Source organism: Mycobacterium lacus (assembly GCF_010731535.1).
GTDB lineage: Bacteria > Actinomycetota > Actinomycetes > Mycobacteriales > Mycobacteriaceae > Mycobacterium > Mycobacterium lacus.
In genome coordinates this window covers 2,586,863-2,610,515 of record NZ_AP022581.1, presented here as the reverse complement: position 1 = coordinate 2,610,515, position 23,653 = coordinate 2,586,863, and the positions used below count along the sequence as shown (strand labels likewise).

16 protein-coding genes and 5 pseudogenes are annotated in these 23,653 nt (G+C 66.5%); 17 read left to right on the top strand and 4 right to left on the bottom strand.

The genetic code is table 11. The features are described 5' to 3' along the window. Entirely contained in the window at nucleotides 1-4,542 is a 4,542-nt protein-coding gene (locus tag G6N24_RS11960; protein ID WP_085162648.1) for a non-ribosomal peptide synthetase, read from the top strand. After that, the gene (locus G6N24_RS11955; protein WP_085162649.1) at nucleotides 4,539-8,033 is read left to right on the top strand and encodes a non-ribosomal peptide synthetase; all 3,495 of its coding nucleotides are present in this window, start codon (nucleotides 4,539-4,541) and stop codon (nucleotides 8,031-8,033) included. Before G6N24_RS11960 ends, G6N24_RS11955 begins: the two co-directional genes overlap by 4 nt. On the opposite strand, the gene G6N24_RS11950 is transcribed toward G6N24_RS11955, so the two are convergent. Further along, nucleotides 8,030-9,406, bottom strand: a complete 1,377-nt coding sequence (locus G6N24_RS11950) for a SagB family peptide dehydrogenase (RefSeq protein ID WP_169716104.1) — start codon at nucleotides 9,404-9,406, stop codon at nucleotides 8,030-8,032. The genes G6N24_RS11955 and G6N24_RS11950 overlap by 4 nt on opposite strands. Nucleotides 9,407-9,461: 55 nt before the next feature. Here G6N24_RS11950 and G6N24_RS11945 point away from each other — a divergent pair, with 55 nt between their 5' ends. The 5 genes and pseudogenes from G6N24_RS11945 to G6N24_RS11925 all read left to right on the top strand — a co-directional run. After that, nucleotides 9,462-9,788 carry a hypothetical protein gene (locus G6N24_RS11945; RefSeq protein WP_163745497.1) on the top strand — a complete coding sequence of 109 codons (327 nt, stop codon included), beginning with the start codon at nucleotides 9,462-9,464 and terminating at the stop codon, nucleotides 9,786-9,788. Nucleotides 9,789-9,790: 2 nt separating this feature from the next. Then, complete coding sequence (locus G6N24_RS11940; protein WP_163745496.1) at nucleotides 9,791-10,459, top strand: IS110 family transposase; 669 nt, start codon at nucleotides 9,791-9,793, stop codon at nucleotides 10,457-10,459. Further along, on the top strand, nucleotides 10,429-10,776 hold the full coding sequence (locus G6N24_RS11935; protein ID WP_163745495.1) for a transposase: 348 nt from the start codon (nucleotides 10,429-10,431) through the stop codon (nucleotides 10,774-10,776). Before G6N24_RS11940 ends, G6N24_RS11935 begins: the two co-directional genes overlap by 31 nt. Before the next feature lie 91 nt (nucleotides 10,777-10,867). Next, a pseudogene (locus tag G6N24_RS26085) lies at nucleotides 10,868-12,647 on the top strand (IS1634 family transposase). A gap of 484 nt (nucleotides 12,648-13,131) precedes the next feature. Continuing rightward, nucleotides 13,132-13,488 (top strand): annotated as a pseudogene (locus G6N24_RS11925) (hypothetical protein); the annotation flags it as partial. A gap of 26 nt (nucleotides 13,489-13,514) precedes the next feature. Here the strand turns inward: G6N24_RS11925 and G6N24_RS11920 are convergent. From G6N24_RS11920 to G6N24_RS11910, 3 genes are all read right to left on the bottom strand, one after another. Continuing rightward, complete coding sequence (locus G6N24_RS11920; RefSeq protein ID WP_085161016.1) at nucleotides 13,515-14,393, bottom strand: sigma-70 family RNA polymerase sigma factor; 879 nt, start codon at nucleotides 14,391-14,393, stop codon at nucleotides 13,515-13,517. Further along, complete coding sequence (locus tag G6N24_RS11915) at nucleotides 14,390-14,998, bottom strand: carboxymuconolactone decarboxylase family protein (protein WP_085161064.1); 609 nt, start codon at nucleotides 14,996-14,998, stop codon at nucleotides 14,390-14,392. Before G6N24_RS11915 ends, G6N24_RS11920 begins: the two co-directional genes overlap by 4 nt. Before the next feature lie 83 nt (nucleotides 14,999-15,081). Continuing rightward, nucleotides 15,082-15,396 (bottom strand): type II toxin-antitoxin system VapB family antitoxin, encoded by a 315-nt coding sequence (locus G6N24_RS11910; protein ID WP_085161018.1) that lies wholly within the window; start codon nucleotides 15,394-15,396, stop codon nucleotides 15,082-15,084. 225 nt (nucleotides 15,397-15,621) lie between these two features. On the opposite strand from G6N24_RS11910, the gene hrcA reads away from it, so the two are divergent. The 10 genes and pseudogenes from hrcA to G6N24_RS11870 all read left to right on the top strand — a co-directional run bounded on the left by hrcA (nucleotide 15,622) and on the right by G6N24_RS11870 (nucleotide 23,613). Continuing rightward, the gene (gene hrcA, locus G6N24_RS11905; protein WP_085161020.1) at nucleotides 15,622-16,653 is read left to right on the top strand and encodes a heat-inducible transcriptional repressor HrcA; all 1,032 of its coding nucleotides are present in this window, start codon (nucleotides 15,622-15,624) and stop codon (nucleotides 16,651-16,653) included. A gap of 74 nt (nucleotides 16,654-16,727) precedes the next feature. Beyond that, nucleotides 16,728-17,876, top strand: a complete 1,149-nt coding sequence (dnaJ, locus tag G6N24_RS11900) for a molecular chaperone DnaJ (RefSeq protein WP_085161022.1) — start codon at nucleotides 16,728-16,730, stop codon at nucleotides 17,874-17,876. Nucleotides 17,877-17,901: 25 nt separating this feature from the next. Next, a complete protein-coding gene (locus G6N24_RS11895) occupies nucleotides 17,902-18,693 on the top strand; it encodes a 16S rRNA (uracil(1498)-N(3))-methyltransferase (protein WP_085161024.1) in 792 nt (263 codons plus the stop codon). Continuing rightward, complete coding sequence (locus G6N24_RS11890; protein ID WP_197743090.1) at nucleotides 18,690-19,241, top strand: ester cyclase; 552 nt, start codon at nucleotides 18,690-18,692, stop codon at nucleotides 19,239-19,241. Before G6N24_RS11895 ends, G6N24_RS11890 begins: the two co-directional genes overlap by 4 nt. A gap of 63 nt (nucleotides 19,242-19,304) precedes the next feature. After that, nucleotides 19,305-20,024 (top strand): annotated as a pseudogene (locus tag G6N24_RS24550) (PhoH family protein); the annotation flags it as partial. Next, nucleotides 20,013-20,789: pseudogene (locus tag G6N24_RS25510) on the top strand (PhoH family protein); the annotation flags it as partial. The pseudogenes G6N24_RS24550 and G6N24_RS25510, both read left to right, overlap by 12 nt. 312 nt (nucleotides 20,790-21,101) lie before the next feature. Further along, a pseudogene (locus tag G6N24_RS24540) lies at nucleotides 21,102-21,440 on the top strand (PhoH family protein); the annotation flags it as partial. Between the two features lie 19 nt (nucleotides 21,441-21,459). Then, nucleotides 21,460-21,996, top strand: coding sequence for an rRNA maturation RNase YbeY (ybeY, locus tag G6N24_RS11880; RefSeq protein ID WP_085161030.1), 537 nt, complete (start codon nucleotides 21,460-21,462; stop codon nucleotides 21,994-21,996). After that, on the top strand, nucleotides 21,993-23,300 hold the full coding sequence (locus G6N24_RS11875) for a hemolysin family protein (RefSeq protein ID WP_085161032.1): 1,308 nt from the start codon (nucleotides 21,993-21,995) through the stop codon (nucleotides 23,298-23,300). Before ybeY ends, G6N24_RS11875 begins: the two co-directional genes overlap by 4 nt. Beyond that, on the top strand, nucleotides 23,293-23,613 hold the full coding sequence (locus G6N24_RS11870; protein ID WP_085161034.1) for a cytidine deaminase: 321 nt from the start codon (nucleotides 23,293-23,295) through the stop codon (nucleotides 23,611-23,613). Before G6N24_RS11875 ends, G6N24_RS11870 begins: the two co-directional genes overlap by 8 nt. The last annotated feature ends 40 nt before the right edge of the window (nucleotides 23,614-23,653 follow it).

Genomic DNA, 23,653 nt, shown 5'->3' with positions numbered 1-23,653 from the left:
ATGAGCACAGCTCCGCCACAGATCGAGGACGTCCTCGCGCTCAGCCCCCTGCAGGAAGGGCTGTTTGCCTTGTACCGGCTGGCCGAAGGCGGCATCGACGTCTACAGCATGCAGTTCGTGATAGACATCGATGGACCGGTTGATGTCGAGCTGCTCCGTCGCAGCGCTCAAGCCACGCTGGACCGGCACCCGAATCTGCGTGCCGCCTTCTGGGATCGTGATGTACCAAAGCCGGTGCAGATCCTACCCGCCCAGGCCGAACTGCCGTGGTACGAACGGGTAGCGCTGCCAACGGAATTCGACGCCATCGCGCGATCGGAACGACGCCGCCCGTTCGACCTAGGTCGTGGGCCGGCGCTGCGTGTCGTCCTGCTCACTGTTCCCGGTGAGGCCAGCCGTCGGATGATTTTCACCGCACACCACATTCTGGTGGACGGCTGGGGGCTTGCCGTGTTCTTCAGCGAATTGCTCGCCGTGTATCGGTCGGGGGGAACGACCGACGGGCTAGCCACCCCGCGTCCCTATCGGGACTACATCGTCTGGCTCGCCCGGCAGGACAGGGCGGCCGCGCTCGCTCAATGGACCGAGTATCTGCAGGGTTCGTCCGGACCGCTCATGGTGGCAACTGGCCCGGCAATGGGTGCCGGCGTGCCGGAGAAGACGAAACTACTGTTGCCCGAGGCCGATACGGCACGACTGCGAGAGTGGGCGGGTCGTAGCCGCCTGACGCTTGGTACCGCGGTTCTTTTTGCCTGGGCCGTCGTGCTGGGCAGGCTCACCGACCGTCGCGACGTCGTCTTCGGCACCATCGTGTCCGGCCGTCCCGAGAGCTTGCCCGGCGTGCAGACCATGGTCGGACTGTTCATCAACGTCGTGCCGGTTGTGCACCGGGTGAGCAGCACCGACTCGGTGGTCGAGCAGTGTGCCCGGCTGCAGCGCGAATCGTCGGCGATGCGCGACATCGGTTATCTCAGCCTGTCGGAAATCCAACGCGAACACGGCCGCGGAGCCCTGTTTGATTCCCTGTTCGTCTTCGAGAACGCACCGATAGAGGACGCCATCCGCACCGTAAGCACACCCGACGGCGCTCGCTTCCGCCCGGTGGAGATGGAAAGTCTGACGCACTACCCGTTGACGGTTGTCTCACACATGAGCGGCGATGAGTTGGTCGTGCTGGTCGAGGCGATTCGGGAAGCGCTGCCGCATCTTCGGCCCTCGGAGATCGGCGAACGGTTGGCCAGCGTGCTGCGTCAACTCCCCGACATCGGCGACGACACCCCCGATGCGCTGGACGTTCTCACCGCGGCGGAGCGCGCCGAGGTCGATGCCCTGCCGACGCCGTCGGCTCCCACCCCGCGCACGACGGTGTGGGAGATGTTCGAGCGGCAGGCCCGCGCCACACCGGATGCCGTCGCGCTGACCGCCGGTGGGGGTGAGCGCTATTCCTATGCCGCATTGCATGCCGAGGCAAGCCGGCTGGCGGGGGAGCTGGCCGAATGGGGCGCGGGTCCCGAAGCGGTCGTCGCGCTGGTGTTGCCACGCTCGACCCGATCCATTCTCGCCATCTTGGCCGTGCTCGCCGCCGGTGGCGCCTATCTGCCGGTTGATGTCACGCTTCCGCGCGCACGGATTGAATCGATTCTGCGCCAAGCCAACCCGGTGCTCGCAATCACCGAGGCTGGTTGTTCAAAGCTGGTCGACGCTACGATTCCCACGTTGGCCCTCGACAATCCCGCGGTGGCCGAGCGCATTTCGCGGCGTGCTGCCGCCGCTCCGGTGGTTCACCGCCATCCCGAACACTGCGCCTATGTCATCTTCACGTCCGGTTCGACCGGCGAACCCAAGGGGGTCATCGGCACCAATGCCGCGTTACTCAGTTACTTCGCCGACCACCGCGAGCGCGTCTACCGCGGGGCCACCAGGCGGCTAGGACGCCGGCTGCGTATCGCACACGCCTGGTCGTTGAGCTTCGACGCGTCGTGGCAGCCCATGGTCGGCCTGCTGGACGGTCATGGGATCCATCTGTTCGACGCCGACGAGATGCGCGACGCGGATCGGTTGGTGAAAGGCATTGCCGCGTACCGGATCGACATGATCGACACCACCCCGTCGATGTTTGGACAACTGTGTGCCGCTGGATTGCTGGATCACCATCTTTCGGTGTTGGCCCTGGGCGGGGAGGCGATCGACATCGCGCTGTGGGAGCGGTTGCGTGAGCTGTCCGCGCCCCCGGCCCGCAATGCCGTCTACAACTGCTATGGGCCCACAGAAGCGACGGTCGAGGCGGTGGTGGCACCCGTCATCGCTTACCAGTCACCGACCATCGGCACCGCCAACGCTGGAAGCTTCGCTTATGTCCTGGATTCGGCGCTGCGGATGGTGCCCAACGGCGTGGTGGGTGAGCTTTACCTGTCGGGCGCGCAGCTGGCCCGTGGCTATGTCGGCAGGTCCGCAATGACCGCTACTCGCTTCGTCGCGGATCCGCTCCGTCCGGGCCAGCGCATGTACCGCACCGGAGACCTCGTGCGTCGCCTACCGCACGGCGGCTACGCCTACGTCGGACGCGGCGACACCCAGGTCAAGATTCGCGGCTACCGCGTCGAGATCGGCGAGGTCGAGGCCGCACTGCGTGGCCAGCCCGAGGTGCACGATGCGGCCGTTTCGGTGCAGCGTCGCGAGGGTGGTGCCAGCCTGGTGGGCTTCGTTGTGTGGCAACCGAATGCGGATGCCGATCCGGTGCGGCTGCGGGTCGCGCTGACCGGGCGCCTGCCCGCGTACATGATTCCGGCCCGGATCGTGGCATTGCCTCAGCTGCCGGTGAACGCCAACGGCAAGCTGGATACCCATGCATTGGACCGGCTGGCCCAGAACGCGCTCGCGCATGTCTCGGGTGGTGGCGCGGCGTCGGCGTCCACCCATACCGAGCGGCTGCTGTGTGAGGCATTCGACGAGCAATTCGACGGCATGGTGCCGCATATCGACGACGACTTCTTCTCGTTCGGGTTGGACAGCATTGTGGCGATCTCGTTGGTCCACAAGGCCCGACGGCGCGGTCTGGCGCTGAGTCCCCGAATGGTGTTCGCCGCCCCGACAATTCGTCAACTCGCGGCCACGATCGATGCGGCGGCCGGCTCGGATCCGGCTGGCGAGCGTGCCGAATACGGTGAGGTGCTGCCGCTGCCGATGGTGTCCTGGCTTTACGAGTACGGGCACTATCGCCGGTTCACCCATACCGTTCTGCTCCGATTGCCTCCTGAAATCGATAGCCCGTCAATCGAGTTGATGCTGCAGATGTTGCTCGATGGGCACGACACCCTGCGATCGATCCTGACGGACACGCCCGAGGGGCCTCGGCTGGCTACCCGTGCACCCGGTGCGGTCCGTGCCGCGGACCTGCTTGACCGCGTTCAGCTACCGAATTCGACCGATGCGGAACTGAGGTCGGCCATAACACGTTCCGCACGTGAGGCCAACGACGAGATCGACCCCCACGCGGGTGTGATGCTGCGAGCGGTATGGTTCTCCCGCGCCGAGCGTGATCAGGTGCTGCTGATCGCCGCGCACCACTTGGCGGTGGATGTGGTGTCCTGGCACATCATGCTGGGCGATATCGCGGAGGCGTGGCGCGCGGTGAAATCGGGTGCGGCACCGAAGACGCTGCCGGAGTTCACTTCCTACCGCCGGTGGTCGGAACTGATGTGGGAGCGGGCCGGCACGCCGGAGGTGGGGACCCAGCGCGACTACTGGATCGCGCAGGTCCGCGATCCCGACCCCGCGTTGGGCAGGCGGCATCCGGACCCGACCCGGGATACCTGGTCCACGTTGCGAGTCGCCCCGGTCCTCACCCCGGCTGCGGTCACCGAGCAAGTGCTGGCCACTCTCACCAGAGATCAGGGAATGCGCGAATTTCTGCTGGCCGCAACCACGATGGCCATTGCCAGTTGGCGCCGTGTCCGGGCGCAGGATCCGGCTTTGGGCACGCTAGTAGCCCTCGAGGGCCATGGGCGCGCCGACGCGATGCTGGACGCCGACACCACGAACACCGTCGGCTGGTTCACCACTGCCTTTCCGGTGCGGCTTGGCGTGGGTGCGGATGTTGTGGATGTCGAGCGGGCCGAGGACGATCCGGCGGCGGCTCGGGCGTTGCTCGGCTCGGTCGCCACCCAACTTCGCGGCATCCCCAATGAGGGTTTGGACTATGGTCTGCTTCGTTACGTCGAACGCATCCCCGAGTTGCAGCGGGGTGCCGAACCGCAGATTCAGTTCAGCTATCTGGGACGGATGGACCTCAGCGGCGTGACCGATCACCCGTGGTCCCTGCTCACGGGGCCATATATCGATGCTCTTCCGATTGATCCCGAGCCGGATCTGCCACTGCGTTTCGCCCTGAACATCAGTGTGCTTGTGGGTGCGACGGCCGAGGGCACGCAACTGCTCACCAACTGGCGCTACAGCGACGCCCTGTTCGCGCCGTCGGATATCGGCCGTATGACGCAGTTCTGGGAGCGCGGCATCGTGGCGCTGCTGAGGGGGCTGACATGATCAGCAAGGAAGAGATCAGGGCCACGGTTGCCGCCCAACTCGGCTGCCCGGCCGCGGACATAACCGACCACGACGATCTGATCCAGTTGGGCCTGAACTCGATCCGCATGATGGCGCTGTCGGGCGGTTGGCGTAAACGGGGTGTCGACGTCACCTTTGCCCAACTAGCCGCCGCCCCGACGGTCGATTCCTGGCACGGCCTGCTTCGTGGTAAACCGACGCGAAGCGCCGCAGAGCCAGTCACAGACCAGCCCACCGATTCCGAAGATTCACCGTTCCCCTTGGCCGCCATGCAGCACGCGTATTGGATCGGCCGCTCCGACGAGCAAGCGCTTGGCGGTGTGGCGGCGCATCTCTACGTCGAATTCGACGGCGGACAACTGGATCCCGTGCGTCTGGAGCGCGCCGTGTCCAACCTCGTCGCGGCGCATCCGATGCTTCGCACCCAATTCCTCGCCGACGGGACCCAGCAAACGATGGCCCGCCCGGGTGGGCCGGTGTTCAATGTCGTCGATCTCCGCGGACAGAGCCCGGCGAAGGTCAAGTCCGCACTGGTGGACTTGCGTGACCGTAAAACCCACCAGCGCCTGGCAATTGAAGACGGCCAAGTCATCGACATCACCCTGACTTTGCATGACGAGGACCGCGGGCGGCTGCATCTGGACGTCGACATGCTGGCGGGCGACGCGATGAGCTACCGTGTGCTGGTTTCGGACCTGGCCGAGTTGTACCGGGGGGCGACGCTGCCCGAACTCGGGTACAGCTACCGCCGCTATCGCACGGAGCACCAGGAAGACCGCGCCGCGCGGGAACGAGACCGCCACTGGTGGCAGCAGCGGCTCCCCGCGATGCCCGGTGCGCCCGAACTGCCGACCGTCCCGGTCGGCGAACGTACGGCACCACACCGCACCGTCCGCTACGACCACTGGTTGGCCCCGGACGCCAAACAGCGGCTGGTGGCCGGCGCCCACGCACGCGGTGTCACGCCGGCGATGGCGTTGGCGGCGGTCTTCGCCGACGCCGTCGGCGGCTGGTCGGCAGATGGCCGGTTTTTGCTGAATGTGCCGTTGTTTCACCGTGAACCGGTGCACCCGGACATCGATCGGGTGGTGGGAGACTTCACCTCGTCGATCATGCTCGAGGTCGACGTCACCGAAAACGCGTCGGTGGCCGACCGGGCCCGCGCAATTCAGCGCAGCATGTATGAAAGTGGTTCGCACGCGGCCTATTCCGGCCTCGATGTCCTGCGTGACCTGGGCAGACACCGCGGCGAGCCGGTGCTGGCGCCGGTGGTGTTCACCAGCGCGCTCGATCTAGGTGAGCTGTTCGCGGACCACGTCATCGAAACCTTTGGTGAGCCAGTGTGGATCATCTCGCAGGGACCCCAAGTGTTGCTGGACGCACAGGTCACCGAGGTGCGGGGAGGGTTGCTGCTCAATTGGGACGTCCGCGCGTCGGCGTTCCCGGACGGCCTGATCGACGCGATGTTCGCCGCCTTTACCGAAACGGTTGACCGGCTCGCCGAGGACGACGCCGGCTGGGACGCCGAGGCGCCGGTTCGTTTGCCAAGCGCACAGGCGGAGCTACGCGCGGCGATCAACGCGACTGACGGTCCGGTCAGCGGGAGGCGGCTGCATCAGGGCTTTTTCGAGCACGCCGAGGCGAATCCGGACGCGCCGGCCGTGCTGTGGGGTATCGGTGACGATGAGGGCGCATGGAACTACCGCGAACTGGCGAAGCGGGCGCTTGCGGTCGCGGGGGCTCTGCGCGCTCAGGGCGTGGATGCCGGTGACGCCGTCGCCGTCCAATTGCCCAAGGGACCCGATCAAGTCCTGGCGGTGCTCGGGGTGCTCGCCGCCGGCGCAACGTACGTGCCGATCGGATCCGATCAGCCGGATGCGCGGCGCGCCAAGATTATTCAGGGCGCTGAGGCCGTCGCGGCGCTCACCGTCGATGGCGCCGGAACCGGCCTATCCATTCCGTGTCTTTCCATCGATGCGGCGGGCAACTACGCGGAACCGCTGCCGGCGCCGGCATTCCCCGATGCCAATGCGATCGCTTACATATTGTTCACGTCGGGTTCGACCGGTCTACCCAAGGGCGTCGAGGTACCGCACAGCGCGGCGATGAACACGATCGACGCGGTGAATGAGTGGTTTGGGGTCGACGGCTCCGATCGAGCACTCGCGCTGTCGGCCCTCGAGTTCGACCTATCGGTCTACGACATCTTCGGCATGTTCTCAGCGGGTGGGACGCTGGTCGCGGTCGGTGCCGACCAACGGGCCGCAGCGAGCGCGTGGGTGGAATTGATTCGCCAGCACCGGGTTTCGATTCTCAACTGTGTGCCAAGCATGCTCGACATGATCTTGGAGCAGGGTCGGGGTCGGTTGGGCGATTCGCTGCGTGCCGTCATCCTGGGCGGGGACTGGGTGGGCGCTGAGTTGGCTCGCCGGCTGGCCAGGCAGGTGCCCGGATGCCGGTTTTCTGGTCTGGGCGGTGCGACGGAGACAGCCATCCACAGCACCATCTGCGAAGTGGCCGGCGAACCACCGGCGCACTGGGCGACGGTTCCGTTCGGCATTCCGTTGCGCAATGTGCGGTGTCGGGTCGTCGCGCCGTCGGGCCGCGATTGCCCCGACTGGGTTCCGGGTGAACTGTGGGTCGGCGGCGCGAATGTCGCTGCCGGCTACCGCAACGACCCGCAACGAACCGTCGAGCGTTTCGTCGAGCACGACGGCATTCGTTGGTACCGGACCGGCGACCTCGCCAGGTACTGGCCGGACGGCACCATCGAGTTTCTCGGCCGAGCCGACAACCAGGTGCAGATTCGGGGATACCGGGTCGAACTCGGCGAGGTGGAGAGCGCGCTGCGCACGGTGCCAGGCGTGCGCCACGCCGTCGCGGCCGTCGTCGGCGCCAACGCGCCGAAGCTGGTTGCCGCCGTCGTCGCCGATCCGAACGAGGTTGGCGATATCACTGTGGCGGTTAGAGAGGCTGTTGCCGAGCTGTTGCCGAGCTATATGGTTCCCACACGCATCGCATTTCTCGAGCGGTTTCCGTTGACCCCGAACGGCAAACTGGATCGTCGCGCGGTGGCCGAGCTGCTCGAATCGGAAGCCGCACAGGCGTTGGCAACCAAAGACGATGCTCCGCGCGATGATATTGAGGCCGCGCTCGCCGACATTGTCGCCGAGGTGCTGGGCCTAGCCGGTCAGGCCTCGGTCGGCGTGCACGACGACTTCTTTGCGCTTGGCGGGGATTCGGTGTTGGCCACCACCGTCATCGCGCGGGTACGCGACTGGCTCGACATCGATCATGCCGTCGTCTCGGACCTGTTCGCCACCCGAACCGTCGCCGGCTTGGCCGCGCGGCTGAATGGCCGGGAAGCGCACCGCGGTACGCCACAACGGCTGGCCGTGATCGCGCGCCACTACCTTGATATTGCGGCAATGACCGACGAGGAGGTGCTCGCCCAAGACCTTGGGGGCTAATTCGTGGCGAGTGAGCCGACGATGATGCTGCCCACGCTGCACTCCTGTAGCTCGTCGATTCCGGTGGCCGCGACGAAGGCGGCGGTGTCACCGAAGCCCTGCGCGCAGGCTCCGAGACCCATCGCGGTGGCGGCCAGGTAGATCGTCTGCATGAGGACGCCGACATCCTTGAGAACGGTGGCGTAGGCGATCTGCTCGTAGGTCCACATGATGCGACCACAGCGTGCGGCCATGACGACGAGCACTTGCGGCTCGGCGCCTGCGGTCAGTGTCGCTGCGGCCGTTTTCATCAACTGGGACACCGGCTTCGAATCCGCGGCGGCGACCGGGCGGAGCAGATGGTCGAACGAGTCGTAGTGGTACATGCCCGGCCTCAACCCGGCGACGTTTCGCACCACGGGATAGAGCTCGAGTTCATACAGGCCGCCGCCGGATGGGTAGGGCCGGGATGCGAGTTCTTCGCCGTCACCGACCGGCAACGTTCTCCGTGTCCGCGCGGTGCGGTACAGCAGTTCGGCGAGTTGTTCGATGGTGATCGGGTGGGCGTCGTCGAATGTCCTTGTCGAAACGCGATCTTCGAGGACGGCCGTCAGGGTCGGATCCTGTGCCCGCCTGGCCACCAGATCGGGCACCAGCAGCGCGATCGGCTCACCCGGATAATTCGCCCTGCGCGCGGGCGGCTGTGGGAATCGGGCCTTCGCCCACTTGGTCGGGCCGAAGGTCTCCCACGTGACGGTGCGCTCACCCAGCGTGCTGCGGCGGTGAAACCACAGATCCGGTGCGCTCCAGCCGAGGACGTCGAAGCTGCGCTCTTCGTCGCCAGCCGGAACGAGGATGCCACACCACTGCAGATCCTCGATGAACCGCGAGGCGAGCGCGGCCGGCAAGCCCGAGCCGTCCTCTGTGGCCCCGTCGAGAAGGACGAGCAGGCGTGGGTCATAGATGCGCACATCGCACCATGCCCGCGGATGTTCGAGGACGAAGCTCTCTGAATCCCGGTGCAGTACAGCAAATTTCGACAGCACGACGCATCGCGACGACAGCGGCCGCTGCGCCGGTTGTCCGAACGGCACAATGGAGTAGAAGTCCCGGTCGCCGTCGCGCACCGCGATCGTCAGCCATCCGCCGGCGGCAAGCTGAGCTATCAGCGTGCCGACATCGCCTGGTGGCTCAGGTGTTTTCGGTGACATGTCCGACAACGTTGCCGGCCCTAGATTCAGACCTTTGAGCGCCCGTAGCTGGCCAGCGGTCAGCCGCGTCAGCTTCTGGCTGCGCGGAGGATCAAGCAGCACGGCCCCCGCGGGCGTGGTCACGCAGGTGACGCCCGGACGGAACGCGAATCTCGTTTGGTCGGGGTAGGTGATGCCGGGCAATCCGAAGACCCTTCCGTTTCTGAATGCGATTCAGCGTAGTAAGAGAGCTATGCCGATGAATGTTGATCAGAAGGACGCCCTCCTGGTGTCGTTGACGGGCTTGGAATCCCAATACATCCAGGAGGGCGTCATGGTTCAGGGTAGTGGTCTGTCGCGCGGTGACAAGCGGCGCAATGCCAGGTTGGCTCGGTTGCGGGAATTGGTGCCGGCCAGCAACGCGATTTTGGCGATCGATTTGGCCGATGAGAAGCAGGCGGTGGTGCTCTGCGATCATGATTCGCGGGTGCTGGCCCGTCGCACGGTGAAAGCCAAGGCGTGGCGGCTGGGCCCGGTACTGGCGTGGCGCGCCAGGAGGCGCGCAAGCATGGTTTCGCTGATGTGACGGTGGGTTGTGAACCGACCGGGCATCGCTGGCGGGTGCTGGATCAGCTTGCTGCCCAACAGGATATGGCGTTGGTGTGTGTGCAGCCGCTGCTGGTTGGGCGGGCCCGCGAGACCGAGGACTACACCCGAGATAAGACCGATCACAAGGATGCGGTGCTGATCGCGCGGCTGGTGGCCCAGCTGGACTGCTATGTCCCCGAGCGTGCCGACGAAAGCTGGGCGCAGCTGCGCCAGTTGGGCGCCTATCGGGACCGGCTGATCACCACAGCCACCGCGGCCATCCAGCAGCTGCGCGATCTGCTGGAGTGCGCCTGGCCGGCGGTGCTGACCGCGGCCGCCGACCCGTTTGACTCGATCACCTGGTGTGCGGCACTGGCGGTGGTGCTGGAGCGTTGTGATGGCCGCCCGCAGCGGCTGGCCCGGCTCGGCCCGACGCGGTTTGAGCAGGCGGTACGCCGGGAGTTCGCGCGCTGGGGGGGAAGGCGGGGGCCCCGGCGGCGCATCCTGACCGCGGTCTTTACCGCGCTGACCGATCCGGCCGGGTATTGGCGCAGCGCCTGGGTGCGCTGCAGCGCGCCAAGTGGGTGCTGGCCGATTGGCGCGCCACCAAGACCCGCTTGGCCGAGGTGGAGACCCACATGGTCGCCATCCTCGATGAACTCGGGTTGACCGAGCTGGTCAGCAGCATCCCCGGCGTCTCGGCACTGGGGGCGGCCGCCATCCTGGCTGAAACCGGCGACCCCACCCGCTTCGATAGCCCGCGCGCGCTGGTCAAACACGCCGGGCTGTGCCCGCGGGAGAACGCCAGCGGCACCATGACGGGCCGGTCGCGGATCTCCGGGCGGGGCCGGCCCCGGCTGCGGCTGGCGGCCTGGCGCGCCGTGTGGGGCGCCCTGCCGAATAACCCGGTAATGGCCGCCCGCTACCGGCATTTGACTAGCCCGAAGTTGCGACGGGTTCTGACGCGGAAGTGTGATGTGACCTGACGTTTCGGGTGTTGAAGCCCTGGTGTTTGTAGTCAGAATACTGGTGTGTTGTGTTGATGATCGTCGCGGTAGGTCGGTTACGATGCTTGGTATGCCGCGCAACATGGGGAAAGTCCACGTAGTCAGAGTCAAGAAGACTCATGTGGATAAGCAGGGGCGGCGGCGTGACTACGAATCGGTGTATCTGCGCCGCACGTTTCGCGACGGCGCCAAAGTGCGGAACGAGACGGTGGCCAACCTGTCGATGCTGCCGGCGGCCTCGATCACCGCGCTGGAGGCGACGCTGAAGGGGCAGGCCCTGATCCCGGCGGGCAGCGAGTTCACCAAGACCCGCTCGCTGCCGCACGGGCATGTGGCCGCGGTGTCGGCGATGGCGCATCGGCTCGGGTTTCCCGCGCTGCTGGGCCCGGCCTGCCGGTCACGCGATGTGGTGTTCGCGTTGATCATCTCGCGGGTGATCCGCCCAGCGTCCAAGCTGTCCACCCTGTCACGGTGGCCCGATACCACGTTGGGTGTCGATCTGGACGTGGCGGGGGCGTCGACCGACGAGATCTACGCGGCGATGGACTGGCTGGCGCACCGCCAAGATGCGATCGAGCGCAAACTGGCCGCCAAACACCTGAGCCCGCAAGCAAACCCGCATCGGATGGCGTTGTTTGACCTGACCAGTTCGTGGGTGACCGGGCGGTGTTGTGAGCTGGCCGCGCACGGGTATTCCCGCGACGGCAAGAAGGGCTGCGCGCAGATCGAGTACGGGTGCTCACCGACCCCGGCGGACGGCCGGTGGCGGTGCGGGTGGTGCGCGGGGATACCGCCGACCCGGTCGCGTTCACCGAGATCGTCGCCGAACTGCCCGCCACCTTCGGCCTCACCGACCTGGTGCTGGTGGGTGATCGCGGCATGATCACCTCCGCGCGCATCGGCATGCTGCGCGAACTCAACGACAACCCCGACGCCCCAACCGATTTCGGGTGGATCACCGCGCTGCGGGCACCGGCGATCGCCAAACTCGCCCGTGACGACGGGCCACTGCAGATGACCCTGTTCGACACCCAGGACCTGGCCGAGATCGTCCACCCCGACTACCCCGACGAACGGCTCATCGCCTGCCGCAACCCGCTCTGGCGGCCGAGCGTGCCCGCAAACGCCGCGATCTACTGGACGCCACCGACAAAGAGCTCGCCCGGATCAAGGACCGGGTGGACCGCGGCACCTTGTCCGGCGCCGCCGAGATCGGCAAAGCCCTCGGCAAAGTCAGCGGAAAATACAAGGTGGACAAGCACTTTGTCACCACCATCACCGACACCAGCTTCACCTTCGCACGCAACCAGGCGGCCATCGACGCCGAAGCCGCCCTGGATGGCATCTACGTGCTACGCACCAGCGTTGACCCCGACACCCTCGATGCGGCCGGCGTCGTCGCCGGCTACAAGAACCTGGCCAATATCGAACGCGACTTTCGCATCATCAAAGCCGACGACCTGGATCTGCGACCCATCTATCACCGTCTCGATCAGCGCGTGCGCGCACGTGCTGATCTGCCTGCTGGCCTGCTACCTCGTCTGGCACCTACGCAAGGCCTGGGCGCCGCTGACCTTCACCGACGAAACACCACCGGCGCGCGACAACCCGGTCGCGCCCGCGCAACGCTCCGCCGCCGCCAACGCGAAAGCCTCGACAAAACACGACGCCGACGGCAACCGCTACGCAGCTTCCGCGGCCTGCTCGACCATCTCGGCACCCTCACCCGCGACCGCATCCGCTACCACGACACCGACATCGAAATCGACAAACTCACCGAACCCACCCCCGACCAACGCCGCGCCTTCGACCTCATCGACACCACCATTCCCCTCACCATCGCCGCGTAGCCAGAACAAACACCCACCCGAACCGGCAAAACCCCAGGTAAACCCAAGAAATCACCTAACCCAACAGTCGCAACTTCGGACTAGCCGAGAGCGCAATCCGCTCAAAGACGGGCAAGCCCGAGCCGCTATCGCGGCCGCGCTGCTGCGCTGGATACATACCATCGTCACCCGCCGGGTGACCTGGGACGCCGCCATCGCCGGCCCCACCGAGCTGCCCGCAGCTGCCTAACCTCACCCACCCCGAACCAACCGAATGAAATAGGTTGGGGCCAAGCTCCACTCGGCGTAGAGGACCACCTCGACCGACACCATGAGCAGGCCCCGCCCATTCCTCACCGAACTCGATTGCACGCTGTCGGGGCATCACGAACCCCGGTTGATCGCTACGTAGAGACGAGGAACGGGCAGGCCCCCCAACCCCTTGACAAAAACCCCTTACGTTGGTGTCAAGGCCCTCAGCGTAGGCGAGCCAAGATTCATGTCGGCCCCGGCCGCCAACCTTCCCACCGCCGCCCAGTTGACCGGCTTGCTCGACAGCCTCGCCGATCCCAGCGTTCCCTTTGCGAACAAGAGCGACTTGGTTGAAGGCGGCATCAGCGGGACCGAGGCGCACCTTGCGGACCACGAGCTGAAGAAAGCGGCCAGGAACGGGGACCTGCCCTTGGCGTTCAACGTAACCAACATCCAACCGGGAGCTCCCGGTGTGGCCACGGCCGACGTGTCCGTCTCGGGTCCGAAGCTCTCAACCCGGGTTACCCAGAACGTTACGTTCGTCAATCAGGGCAGCTGGATGCTGTCGCGCAGCTCGGCGATGGCGCTGCTGCAGGCCGCCGGACACTGATCGCCAAGTCGGCGTTCACCCAGCGGCTATTTTGTCAAGGCGCTCAGGTCCAGTTTCGCGATGCGCCTAGGGTCGGCCAGCACGTCGATCGCGGTGATTCGTCCGTTGCGCACGACGAACCCCATGATCGCGGTTGGCCGGCCGGCGACGAAGATGACCGCGCCGGCCGCGCCATTGACGGTAGCGACGCGCACTTCGCGCTCCGGCCTTGCGTAATCTTGGGCCACCTTGGCCACCGAGGACGCGCCCTCGGTGCGGAAGCGGGCGGCAGCTGCGCCGAAGTCGCCGCGCAACACCACGTTCGGGTCCAGCACGGATACCAGGCGGTCGAAGTCACCGCTGCGTCCGGCCGCGAAAAAGGCGTCGACGGCGTCGTGTTGGGCAGCGATGTCGCCGTCCGGAACGGGGCCCGCCTGCTGGATGCGCCGACGCGCGCGACTGGCCAGCTTGCGGGTGGCCTCCGGAGACCGCTCGACAATCGGCGCGATCTGATCGAACGGAACGGCGAAGGCGTCGTGCAGCACGAACGCCAAACGTTCCGCCGGCCGCAAGGTGTCCAGCACCACGAACAACGCCAGGCCCACCGCGTCGGCCAGCATCGCCCGATGCTCCGGGTCGAATTCCCCCGTCGCGTCCACGATCGGATCCGGCAGGTGCGCGACCAATTCCTCGGCGCGCTGCGCCCGGCGCTGCCGCAACACGTTCAGGCAGATCCGTGCCACCACCGTGGTCAGCCACGCGTCGACATTGTCGATCCCGTCGGCGGTGTGGCGGCTCAGCCGCAGCCACGCTTCCTGGACGGCGTCCTCCGCGTCGTCGATCGAGCCGAGCATCCGGTAGGCCAGGGCGCCCAGTTGCGGGCGGGCCGCCTGGAAACGTGCCGTCAACGCGGCATCGGCAGTCATCGCTGGCCGGCGTCGGGCAGCGCGCATACCCGGTTACCCGAAAAGCCCGAAGACCCGATGCCGAGCGCGATGTTGAACCGGGCACGAAGGTTGCCCAGCGTGATGATGTGGGTCAGCCCGACGAGCGCGGCGGTGTCGAAGTGCGCGCGCAGCGCGTCAAAAAGCCCGTCGCTCACCTCGACCGGGGTGCGGCTGATCGCCGTGGCGTACTCGAGGATCAGCTTGTCGACGTCGGAGAAGCACGCAGCGTGCCGGTAGTCCGCCAGCGCCAGCAGCTCTTCGTCGGTGATGCCGAGCCCGCGCGCGATTTGTGATCCCAGGTCGATGCAGTATTCGCAGCCGACCGTGGTCGCCGACTTCAGCTCGGCCAGCGCCCGGTGCCGGGGACTGAGCACGTCGAGTCTCGACTCCGCCCGTTCCAGCCTGCCGTAGGCATTGAGCAACCTGGGGATGTGGGCGTACATCCGCAGCGGTTCGAGCATTTCGGCGGTTCGTAATCCGTTGTGTAAGCCGGCCATCTTCGCCAGCTTGCGTTTGGTGAAAAAGAAGGCAATCTTGGCGCCTAGGCCGGCGTCGCGGTCGGAGACTCCCTTGAGCCGGTACATGGCATCCTCCTCACAGTCGGGTGGCACCGTTGGCGGTCTTCACTATGTCGACACCCGGCGGCGCCCAAGCGTGACCGCGCAGCCTAGGTTTGTTCGCTGAGCGGCCGGTCCATGTCGAAGACCCGCGCGTGCAACACCGTCCGGTTGCGCAGCGCCGCGCGTACCGCCCGGTGCAGACCATCCTCCAGATAGGTGACGCCCTTCCATCTCACCGCGTGCGGGAAGAGGTCACCGTAAAAGGTGGAGTCCTCCGAGAGCAGGCGATCCAGCGCGAGCACCGTCGTGGTGGTGACCAACTCGTCGAGCCGAATCTGCTGCGGCGGGATCCGTGCCCAATCCCGATAGGACAGCCCGTGATCGGGGTAAGGCTTGCCCTCCCGCACACCCTTGAAAATCATTCGCGGATCAGCTCTGACGCGTCGCAGCGGCCCGACGGGATCATGGTGGACAGGCTAGTCGCATTTCATCACCACAATCACAGCTCGCGCCCCGCGATCAGCGCTACCGCCACGGCCGGACCTCCCCGGCGCCGCTGTTAGCGCAGCACGACAGTCCGGTCTGCTGAGACCGTAAAATGAAGCGGTCAGGATGATCAGGGAGGTTTCCTCCGGAGGTGTGCGTCGATGGGCAGTGCCGACGAGCGGCGCTTCGAGGTGCTGCGCGCGATCGTCGCCGACTTCGTTGCCACCAAGGAACCGATCGGCTCGAAGTCCCTGGTCGAGCGCCATAACCTGGGCGTTTCCAGTGCGACCGTCCGCAACGACATGGCGGTGCTCGAGGCCGAGGGCTACATCACCCAGCCGCACACCAGCTCCGGGCGGGTGCCCACGGAGAAGGGGTACCGCGAGTTCGTCGACCGGCTCGAAGACGTCAAGCCGTTGTCACCGCCGGAGCGCCGCGCGATCCAGAGTTTCCTGGAGTCCGGTGTGGACCTCGACGACGTGCTGCGCCGCGCGGTTCGGCTGCTGGCGCAGCTGACCCGCCAGGTGGCCGTGGTGCAGTACCCGACGTTGTCGACGTCGACCGTTCGCCATCTGGAAGTGATCGCGCTGACGCCGGCCCGGTTGCTGATGGTGGTCATCACCGATTCCGGCCGCGTGGATCAGCGCATCGTCGAACTCGGCGATGTCATCGACGATCATCAGCTCTCCCAGCTGCGCGAGGTGCTCGGCCAGGCGCTGGAAGGCAAGAAGCTCGCCGCGGCTTCGGTCGCGGTTGCCGACCTCGCGGGGCAGCTTAACGGCGCCGGCGGCTTCGGCGACGCGGTCGGCCGTTCGGCGACGGTGCTGCTGGAGTCCCTGGTGGAACACACCGAGGAACGCCTACTGCTCGGTGGCACGGCCAACCTCACCCGCAACGCCGCGGACTTCGGTGGTTCGTTGCGCTCCATCCTGGAAGCGCTCGAGGAGCAGGTTGTGGTGCTGCGGCTGCTGGCGGCCCAACAGGAAGCCGGCAAGGTGACGGTGCGCATTGGCCATGAGACGGCGGCCGAGCAGATGGCGGGCACCTCGATGGTGTCCACTGCCTACGGCACCTCGGACACCGTCTACGGCGGAATGGGCGTGGTGGGACCAACACGGATGGACTATCCGGGAACTATGGCAAGTGTCGCCGCGGTTGCCCTGTATATCGGCGAAGTCCTGGGTGCTCGATGACCGCGCACCGACAGCAGAATCGGTGGACAGCCGCCTGAGAAGCGGCATGAGATCCGGCATTAGGAGAGGCAGGCGTGGCACGCGATTACTACGGGCTGCTCGGCGTCAGCAGGACCGCCAGCGATGCGGACATCAAGCGCGCCTATCGCAAGTTGGCGCGCGAACTGCATCCCGACATCAATCCCGATGAGGCCGCGCAGGCGAAGTTCAAGGAGATCAGCCTCGCCTACGAAGTGCTGAGCGACCCGGACAAGCGTCGGATCGTCGACATGGGCGGGGATCCGCTGGAAAGCGCCGGCGCATCGGCCGGCGGGTTCGGCGGCTTTGGGGGTTTGGGCGACGTATTCGAGGCCTTCTTCGGTGGCGGCTTCGGTGGCGGCGCGGGATCGCGCGGCCCCACCGGCCGGGTGCGTCCGGGTTCGGATTCGCTGTTGCGCATGCGGCTCGATCTCGAGGAGTGCGCGACCGGCGTCACCAAGCAGGTCACCGTCGACACCGCGGTGTTGTGTGACCGGTGTCAGGGCAAGGGCACCAACGGCGACTCCGCGCCGATGCCCTGCGACACCTGCGGCGGCCGCGGGGAGGTGCAGACCGTGCAGCGTTCGCTGCTGGGTCAGATGCTGACGTCACGCCCGTGCCCCACCTGCCGCGGTGTCGGGGTGGTCATCCCCGACCCGTGCCATCAGTGCATGGGTGATGGCCGGGTGCGGGCCCGTCGGGAGATCAGCGTGAAGATCCCTGCCGGAGTCGGGGACGGGATGCGCGTGCGGCTGGCCGCACAGGGCGAGGTTGGGCCCGGGGGAGGACCGGCCGGTGACTTGTACGTCGAGGTCCATGAGCAGGCCCATGACGTCTTTACCCGAGAAGGCGACCACCTGCATTGCACCATCTCGGTACCGATGGTCGACGCGGCGCTGGGTACCACGGTCACTGTCGACGCCATCCTGGACGGACTGAGCGAGATCGCCATTCCGCCCGGCACACAGCCGGGTTCGGTCATCACCCTGCGTGGCCGCGGGATGCCGCACCTGCGGTCGGCCACGCGCGGTGATCTGCACGTCCACGTCGAGGTCGTGGTTCCCACGCACCTCGACCACCACGACACCGAACTGCTGCGCGAGCTGAAGAACCGCCGCAGCCGCGACGTGGCCGAGGTGCGTTCGACGCACGCCGCCGGGGGCGGACTGTTCAGCCGGCTCCGCGAGACCTTCACCGGACGCTAGTCGGGATTTTCTGGGGGCCGTGCACATGGCGGCGACGCTCTTCTACGTCGATACACTGCCCGACGCCGGCGCTCTGGCGGTCGTGGACGGCGACGAGGGTTTTCACGCCGCCACGGTGCGGCGGATCCGTCCCGGCGAACGGCTGGTGCTCGGCGACGGCGCCGGTGGCATGGCCCACTGCCTGGTGGAGTACGCCGGGCGCGACGGGTTGCGTGCCCGGGTGTTGGGGCGCTGGAGCGTCACGCCCGGGCGGCCGGCGGTAACGGTGGTGCAGGCGCTGCCCAAGTCCGAGCGCTCCGAACTGGCGGTCGAATTGGCCACCGAGGCCGGCGCCGACGCGTTCGTGGCGTGGCAGTCGGCGCGGTGCGTGGCCCGCTGGGATGGCGCCAAGGCCGACAAGGGGCTCCGCCGATGGCGTGCGGTCGCCCGCTCGGCGGCGCGGCAATCCCGCCGCGCGCACATCCCGCCGGTCGAGGGCGTGCTGTCCACGGAGGCGCTGACCCAGCGGGTTCGTCAGGAGATCGCCACGGGAGCCGTGGTGTTGGCCTTACACGAGTCGGCAACCGTTCGGCTCGCGGATCTCCCGGTGGCGCAAGCGAATTCGCTGATGCTCGTGGTGGGTCCGGAGGGCGGTATCGCCCAGGAGGAGCTCGCCGTGTTGACGGAGGCGGGCGCTGTCGCGGTCCGGCTGGGCCCGACCGTGCTGCGGACGTCGACCACGGCCGCGGTGGCGCTGGGGGCGTTGGGCGTGCTCACCCCGCGATGGGATGGTGCCGGCAGCCCCGCGGGGTGCGACGACGAAGGGAGAGCGTGGTGACCGAGCCGGCCCATGACCTGAGTGCGATCTTCGACGAACACGTCGCCCACGAGTTTGTCACCAAGGACGTCGCCGCGACCATGGCGACGATGTCCGCAGACCCATTCGTCAATCACGTGCCCACCATGATGGGCGGCGTCGGCTGCGACGGGGTTGCCGACTTCTACGACAAGTTCTTCATCGGGCACTGGCCCTCCGACACCAAGATCATCCCGGTCTGCCGCACCGTGGGCACCGGCCGCGTCGTCGACGAGATGGTCATGTCGTTCACGCATGACATCCCGATGCCGACGTTCCTTCCCGGCGTGGCGCCCACCGGTCGTGCGGTCATGTTGCCGGTGGTGGTCGTGATGGGGTTCGAGGGGGAGAAGGTCGCCTACGAACGGATCTATTGGGATCAGGCTTCACTGCTGGCACAAGTGGGGCTCCTGGACAGCACGGTATTGCCCGTCACCGGTGCGGCCCAGGCCCGCAAGGTGCTTGACAAAGATCTACCGGCAAATGCGCTGCTGAACGCTGACCAACCGGGGCTGCCGGCAGTAGACTGAGGCACCCGAAAAAACCGCGCGCAAACCCCCCTACCGGCCAAGAAAGCAGGCATCAGAAACCACGTGACGCCCCGCGAGACCCGCGTTGCTGACGCAGCCGGAGCCGAGAAGCCCGACGCTCAGGTTCGCAGCAGCATCGACGTTCCGCCCGACCTCGTCGTGGGCTTGCTGGGCTCGGCCGACGAGAACCTGCGCGCCCTGGAACGCACCCTGAACGCCGACCTGCACGTGCGTGGCAACACCGTAACGCTCTCGGGTGAGCCGGCCGACGTCGCGCTCGCCGAGCGGGTGATCACCGAGCTGGTCGCGATCGTGGCCAGCGGCCAGGCGTTGACGCCTGAAGTGGTGCGGCACGGCGTCGCCATGCTTGTCGGCACCGGTAATGAGTCACCGGCCGAAGTGCTCACCCTGGACATCTTGTCGCGCCGCGGTAAGACAATCCGGCCCAAGACGCTCAACCAGAAGCGCTATGTCGATGCCATCGACGCCAACACGATCGTCTTCGGGATCGGTCCGGCCGGCACCGGGAAGACATACCTGGCGATGGCGAAGGCAGTCAACGCGCTGCAGACCAAGCAGGTCACCCGCATCATCTTGACCCGTCCCGCGGTGGAAGCCGGTGAGCGCCTTGGCTTTTTGCCCGGCACGCTGAGCGAGAAGATCGACCCGTACCTGCGGCCGTTGTATGACGCGCTGTACGACATGATGGACCCCGAGCTGATCCCAAAGCTGATGTCCGCCGGGGTGATCGAGGTGGCGCCGCTGGCGTACATGCGCGGCCGGGCGCAGCCGGTGTTCACCAAGGTGTTGACCCCGGGCGGTTTTCGGCCGATCGGCGAACTTCGGGTCGGGGATTTCGTGATCGGTTCCGACGGACTCCCGACCGAAGTCTTGGGTGTCTATCCGCAGGGCTTCAAGGAGATCTATCGGGTCTCCACGCAGGATGGTTCGTCGACACTGGCGTCCGGTGATCACCTGTGGTCGGTCTGCACCCGTGACGACAAGCGCCGTGGCAAGTCGCCGCGCCTGTTACAGACCAAGGAGATGATCGGCAACCTCCGCCAGGCGCACCACCACCGCTACGAGTTGCCGCTGTTGAGTGCGCCGGTGAGTTTCGAAACACGGTCGGTGCCGCTCGATCCGTACGCGCTCGGGCTGCTGTTGGGCGACGGCTGCATCACATGTACGACGACACCCAGTTTCGCGACGACCGATCCCGAGCTGGCCGAATCTCTGGAACGTCTCATTCCCGGGATCGAAGTGCGCCGGAAGTCTGGCGTGGATCATGTGCTAAACCGGATCACTCGTCCCGGTGAGGTCATCACTACCGCAAACCCGATCACCAGCGTTCTCCGTCAGCTAGGACTGGCCGGTACGCGGTCTGATACGAAGTTCATCCCCGAGGACTATTTGCTCAATTCGCCCGGTACGCGGCTGGCGGTTCTGCAGGGTCTTCTCGACGCCGATGGCGGTCCGGTAACTCAACAGGGACGGACGTGCCGCATCCAGTTCACCACTGTCTCCGCTCGACTGCGAGACGACGTCGTTTTCATGGTCCAATCCCTCGGCGGTGTGGTGTACCCGCGCACCAGGCGGGCGGTAGGTCGCAGGCCCGGGCGGGCGCGTGGCCGAGCGGTGCACCATCGTTCGGATTCGCACATCCTCGACCTTCGTTTGCCGGAGGGATTAACCCCCTTCCGGTTGGCCCGCAAGGCCGCGAAGTACGACGCGGCAGGTGGCGGTCGGCCAATGCGTTTCATCGATCAGATCGAGCCCGCGGGCACCGAAGAGGCTGTATGCATCCAGGTTGCGGCCGCTGACTCGCTATATGTCACCGACGATTTCCTGCTCACCCACAACACCCTGAACGACGCGTTCATCGTCCTCGACGAGGCGCAGAACACCACCGCCGAGCAGATGAAAATGTTCCTCACCCGCCTGGGTTTCGGGTCCAAGGTCGTCGTCACCGGGGATGTCACCCAGATCGACCTGCCGGGCGGCGCCAGATCCGGCCTGCGGGCGGCGGTCGACATCCTCGAGAACATTGACGACATCCACGTCGCGGAGCTGACCAGCGTCGACGTGGTGCGACACCGGCTGGTCTCGGAGATCGTCGACGCCTACGCGAAATACGAAGAGCCGGGTCTGACGATGAACAGGGCGGCTCGGCGGGCGGCCGGCTCCCGCGGTCGCCGATGATGAGTGCGTGGGCAATCTTATGAGCATTGAAGTATGCAACGAGTCGGGCATCGACGTCTCGGAGGTCGAACTGGTCAGCGTCGCGCGGTTTGTCCTCGCCAAGATGGACGTCAACCCGGGCGCCGAGCTGTCCATGGTGCTGCTGGACACCGCGGCGATGGCCGACCTGCACATGCGCTGGATGGATTTGCCCGGGCCAACCGATGTGATGAGTTTCCCGATGGACGAACTCGAGCCGGGCGGTCGTCCCGATGCTCCCGAGCCGGGCCCGTCGATGTTGGGCGATATCGTGCTGTGCCCGGAATTCGCCGCGGAGCAGGCGGCCGCCGCGGGCCACAGCCTCGGACATGAGTTGGCCCTGCTGACCATCCACGGCGTGCTTCATCTGCTCGGCTACGACCACGGCGAGCCGGACGAGGAAAAGGAGATGTTCGCCCTGCAGGACCGGTTGCTCGAAGAGTGGGTCGCCGATCAGGTCGAGGCCTACGAGCACGAACGCCAGGACGAAAGGGACCGCCGGTTGCTGGATAAGTCAAGGTATTTCGACCGGCCGTGACGGGTCTTGATCAGCTGCTCGGAGCGATTGCGTTGATCGGCCTGGGCGGGGTGTTCGCGATGATCGACGCCGCCATCAGCACGGTGTCGCTGGCCCGCGTGCACGAGCTGGTGCGCGACGGCCGGCCCGGCGCGGTGTCGCTGCAGAAGGTGATGACCGATCGGCCGCGCTACATCAATCTGGTGGTGTTGCTGCGGATCATCTGCGAGATCACCGCGACCGCGCTATTGGTCGTCTTTTTCCGGCACAGAGTCAGCATGGATTGGGGGTTGTTCATCGCCGCGGCCACGATGGTGGTGACCAGCTTCGTCGTCATCGGTGTGGGGCCACGCACCCTCGGCCGTCAGAACGCGTACTCCATCTCGTTGGCGACGGCCCTTCCGTTGCAGGCGATTTCGTGGCTGTTGATGCCGATCAGCCGGCTGTTGGTGGTGGTGGGCAACGCGCTCACCCCGGGCCGCGGCTTCCGCAATGGGCCGTTCGCGTCCGAGATCGAGCTGCGTGAGGTCGTCGACCTGGCCCAGCAGCGCGGCGTGGTCGCCGCCGACGAGCGCCGGATGATCCAGTCGGTCTTCGAATTGGGCGACACCCCGGCCCGTGAGGTGATGGTGCCGCGCACCGAGATGGTCTGGATCGAAAGCGACAAATCAGCCGGGCAAGCGATGACCCTGGCCGTACGCAGCGGACATTCCCGCATTCCGGTAATCGGCGAGAACGTCGACGACATCGTCGGAGTTGTATACCTGAAAGACCTTGTCCAGCAGACGTTCTGCTCGCCGAACGGCGGCCGGGAAACGCCCGTGACGCTGGTGATGCGCCCGGCGGTGTTCGTGCCGGATTCCAAGCCCCTGGACGCGCTGCTACGTGAAATGCAGCACGACCGCAACCATATGGCCCTGCTGGTCGACGAGTACGGGGCCATAGCCGGCCTAGTGAGCATCGAAGACGTGCTGGAGGAGATCGTCGGTGAGATTGCCGACGAGTACGACGAGACTGAGACGGCGCCGGTGGAAGACTTGGGCGACAAACGTTTCCGGGTGTCGGCGCGTTTGCCGATCGAAGACGTGGGCGAGCTTTACGGCATGGAGTTCGACGATGATCTCGATGTGGACACGGTGGGTGGCCTGCTGGCCCTGGAGTTGGGCCGGGTTCCACTGCCCGGCGCCGAAGTGATATCGCATGGCCTGCGCCTGCACGCCGAGGGCGGCCCCGACCATCGGGGGCGGGTACGGATCGGCACCGTCCTGGTGAGTCCGGTCGAATCGGACGGCCCCGACGGCACGGAGACCGATCACCATGGCTGAGCCGCTGGACGCCGAAGACGCGAAGCTGGTGGTGCTGGCGCGGGCAGCGATGGCGCGAGCCGAAGCCGCGAGCGCCGCCGCGGTGCGTGACGTCGACGGTCGCACGTATGCCGCTGCGCCGGTGTGCTTGTCGACGCTTCGGCTGACCGGCCTGCAGGCGGCGGTGGCGGCCGCCGCGTCCAGCGGGACGACCGGCATCGAGGCCGCCGTGCTGGTCGCCGGGTCCGCGGACGATCCCGGCGTCGCCGCGGTCCGCGAACTCGCCCCCACCGCGGCGATCATCGTCACCGACCGCGCGGGCAACCCGTTATGACGCCGAGCGTGCACTCACGGCGAAAAATCGCGCCGATAGT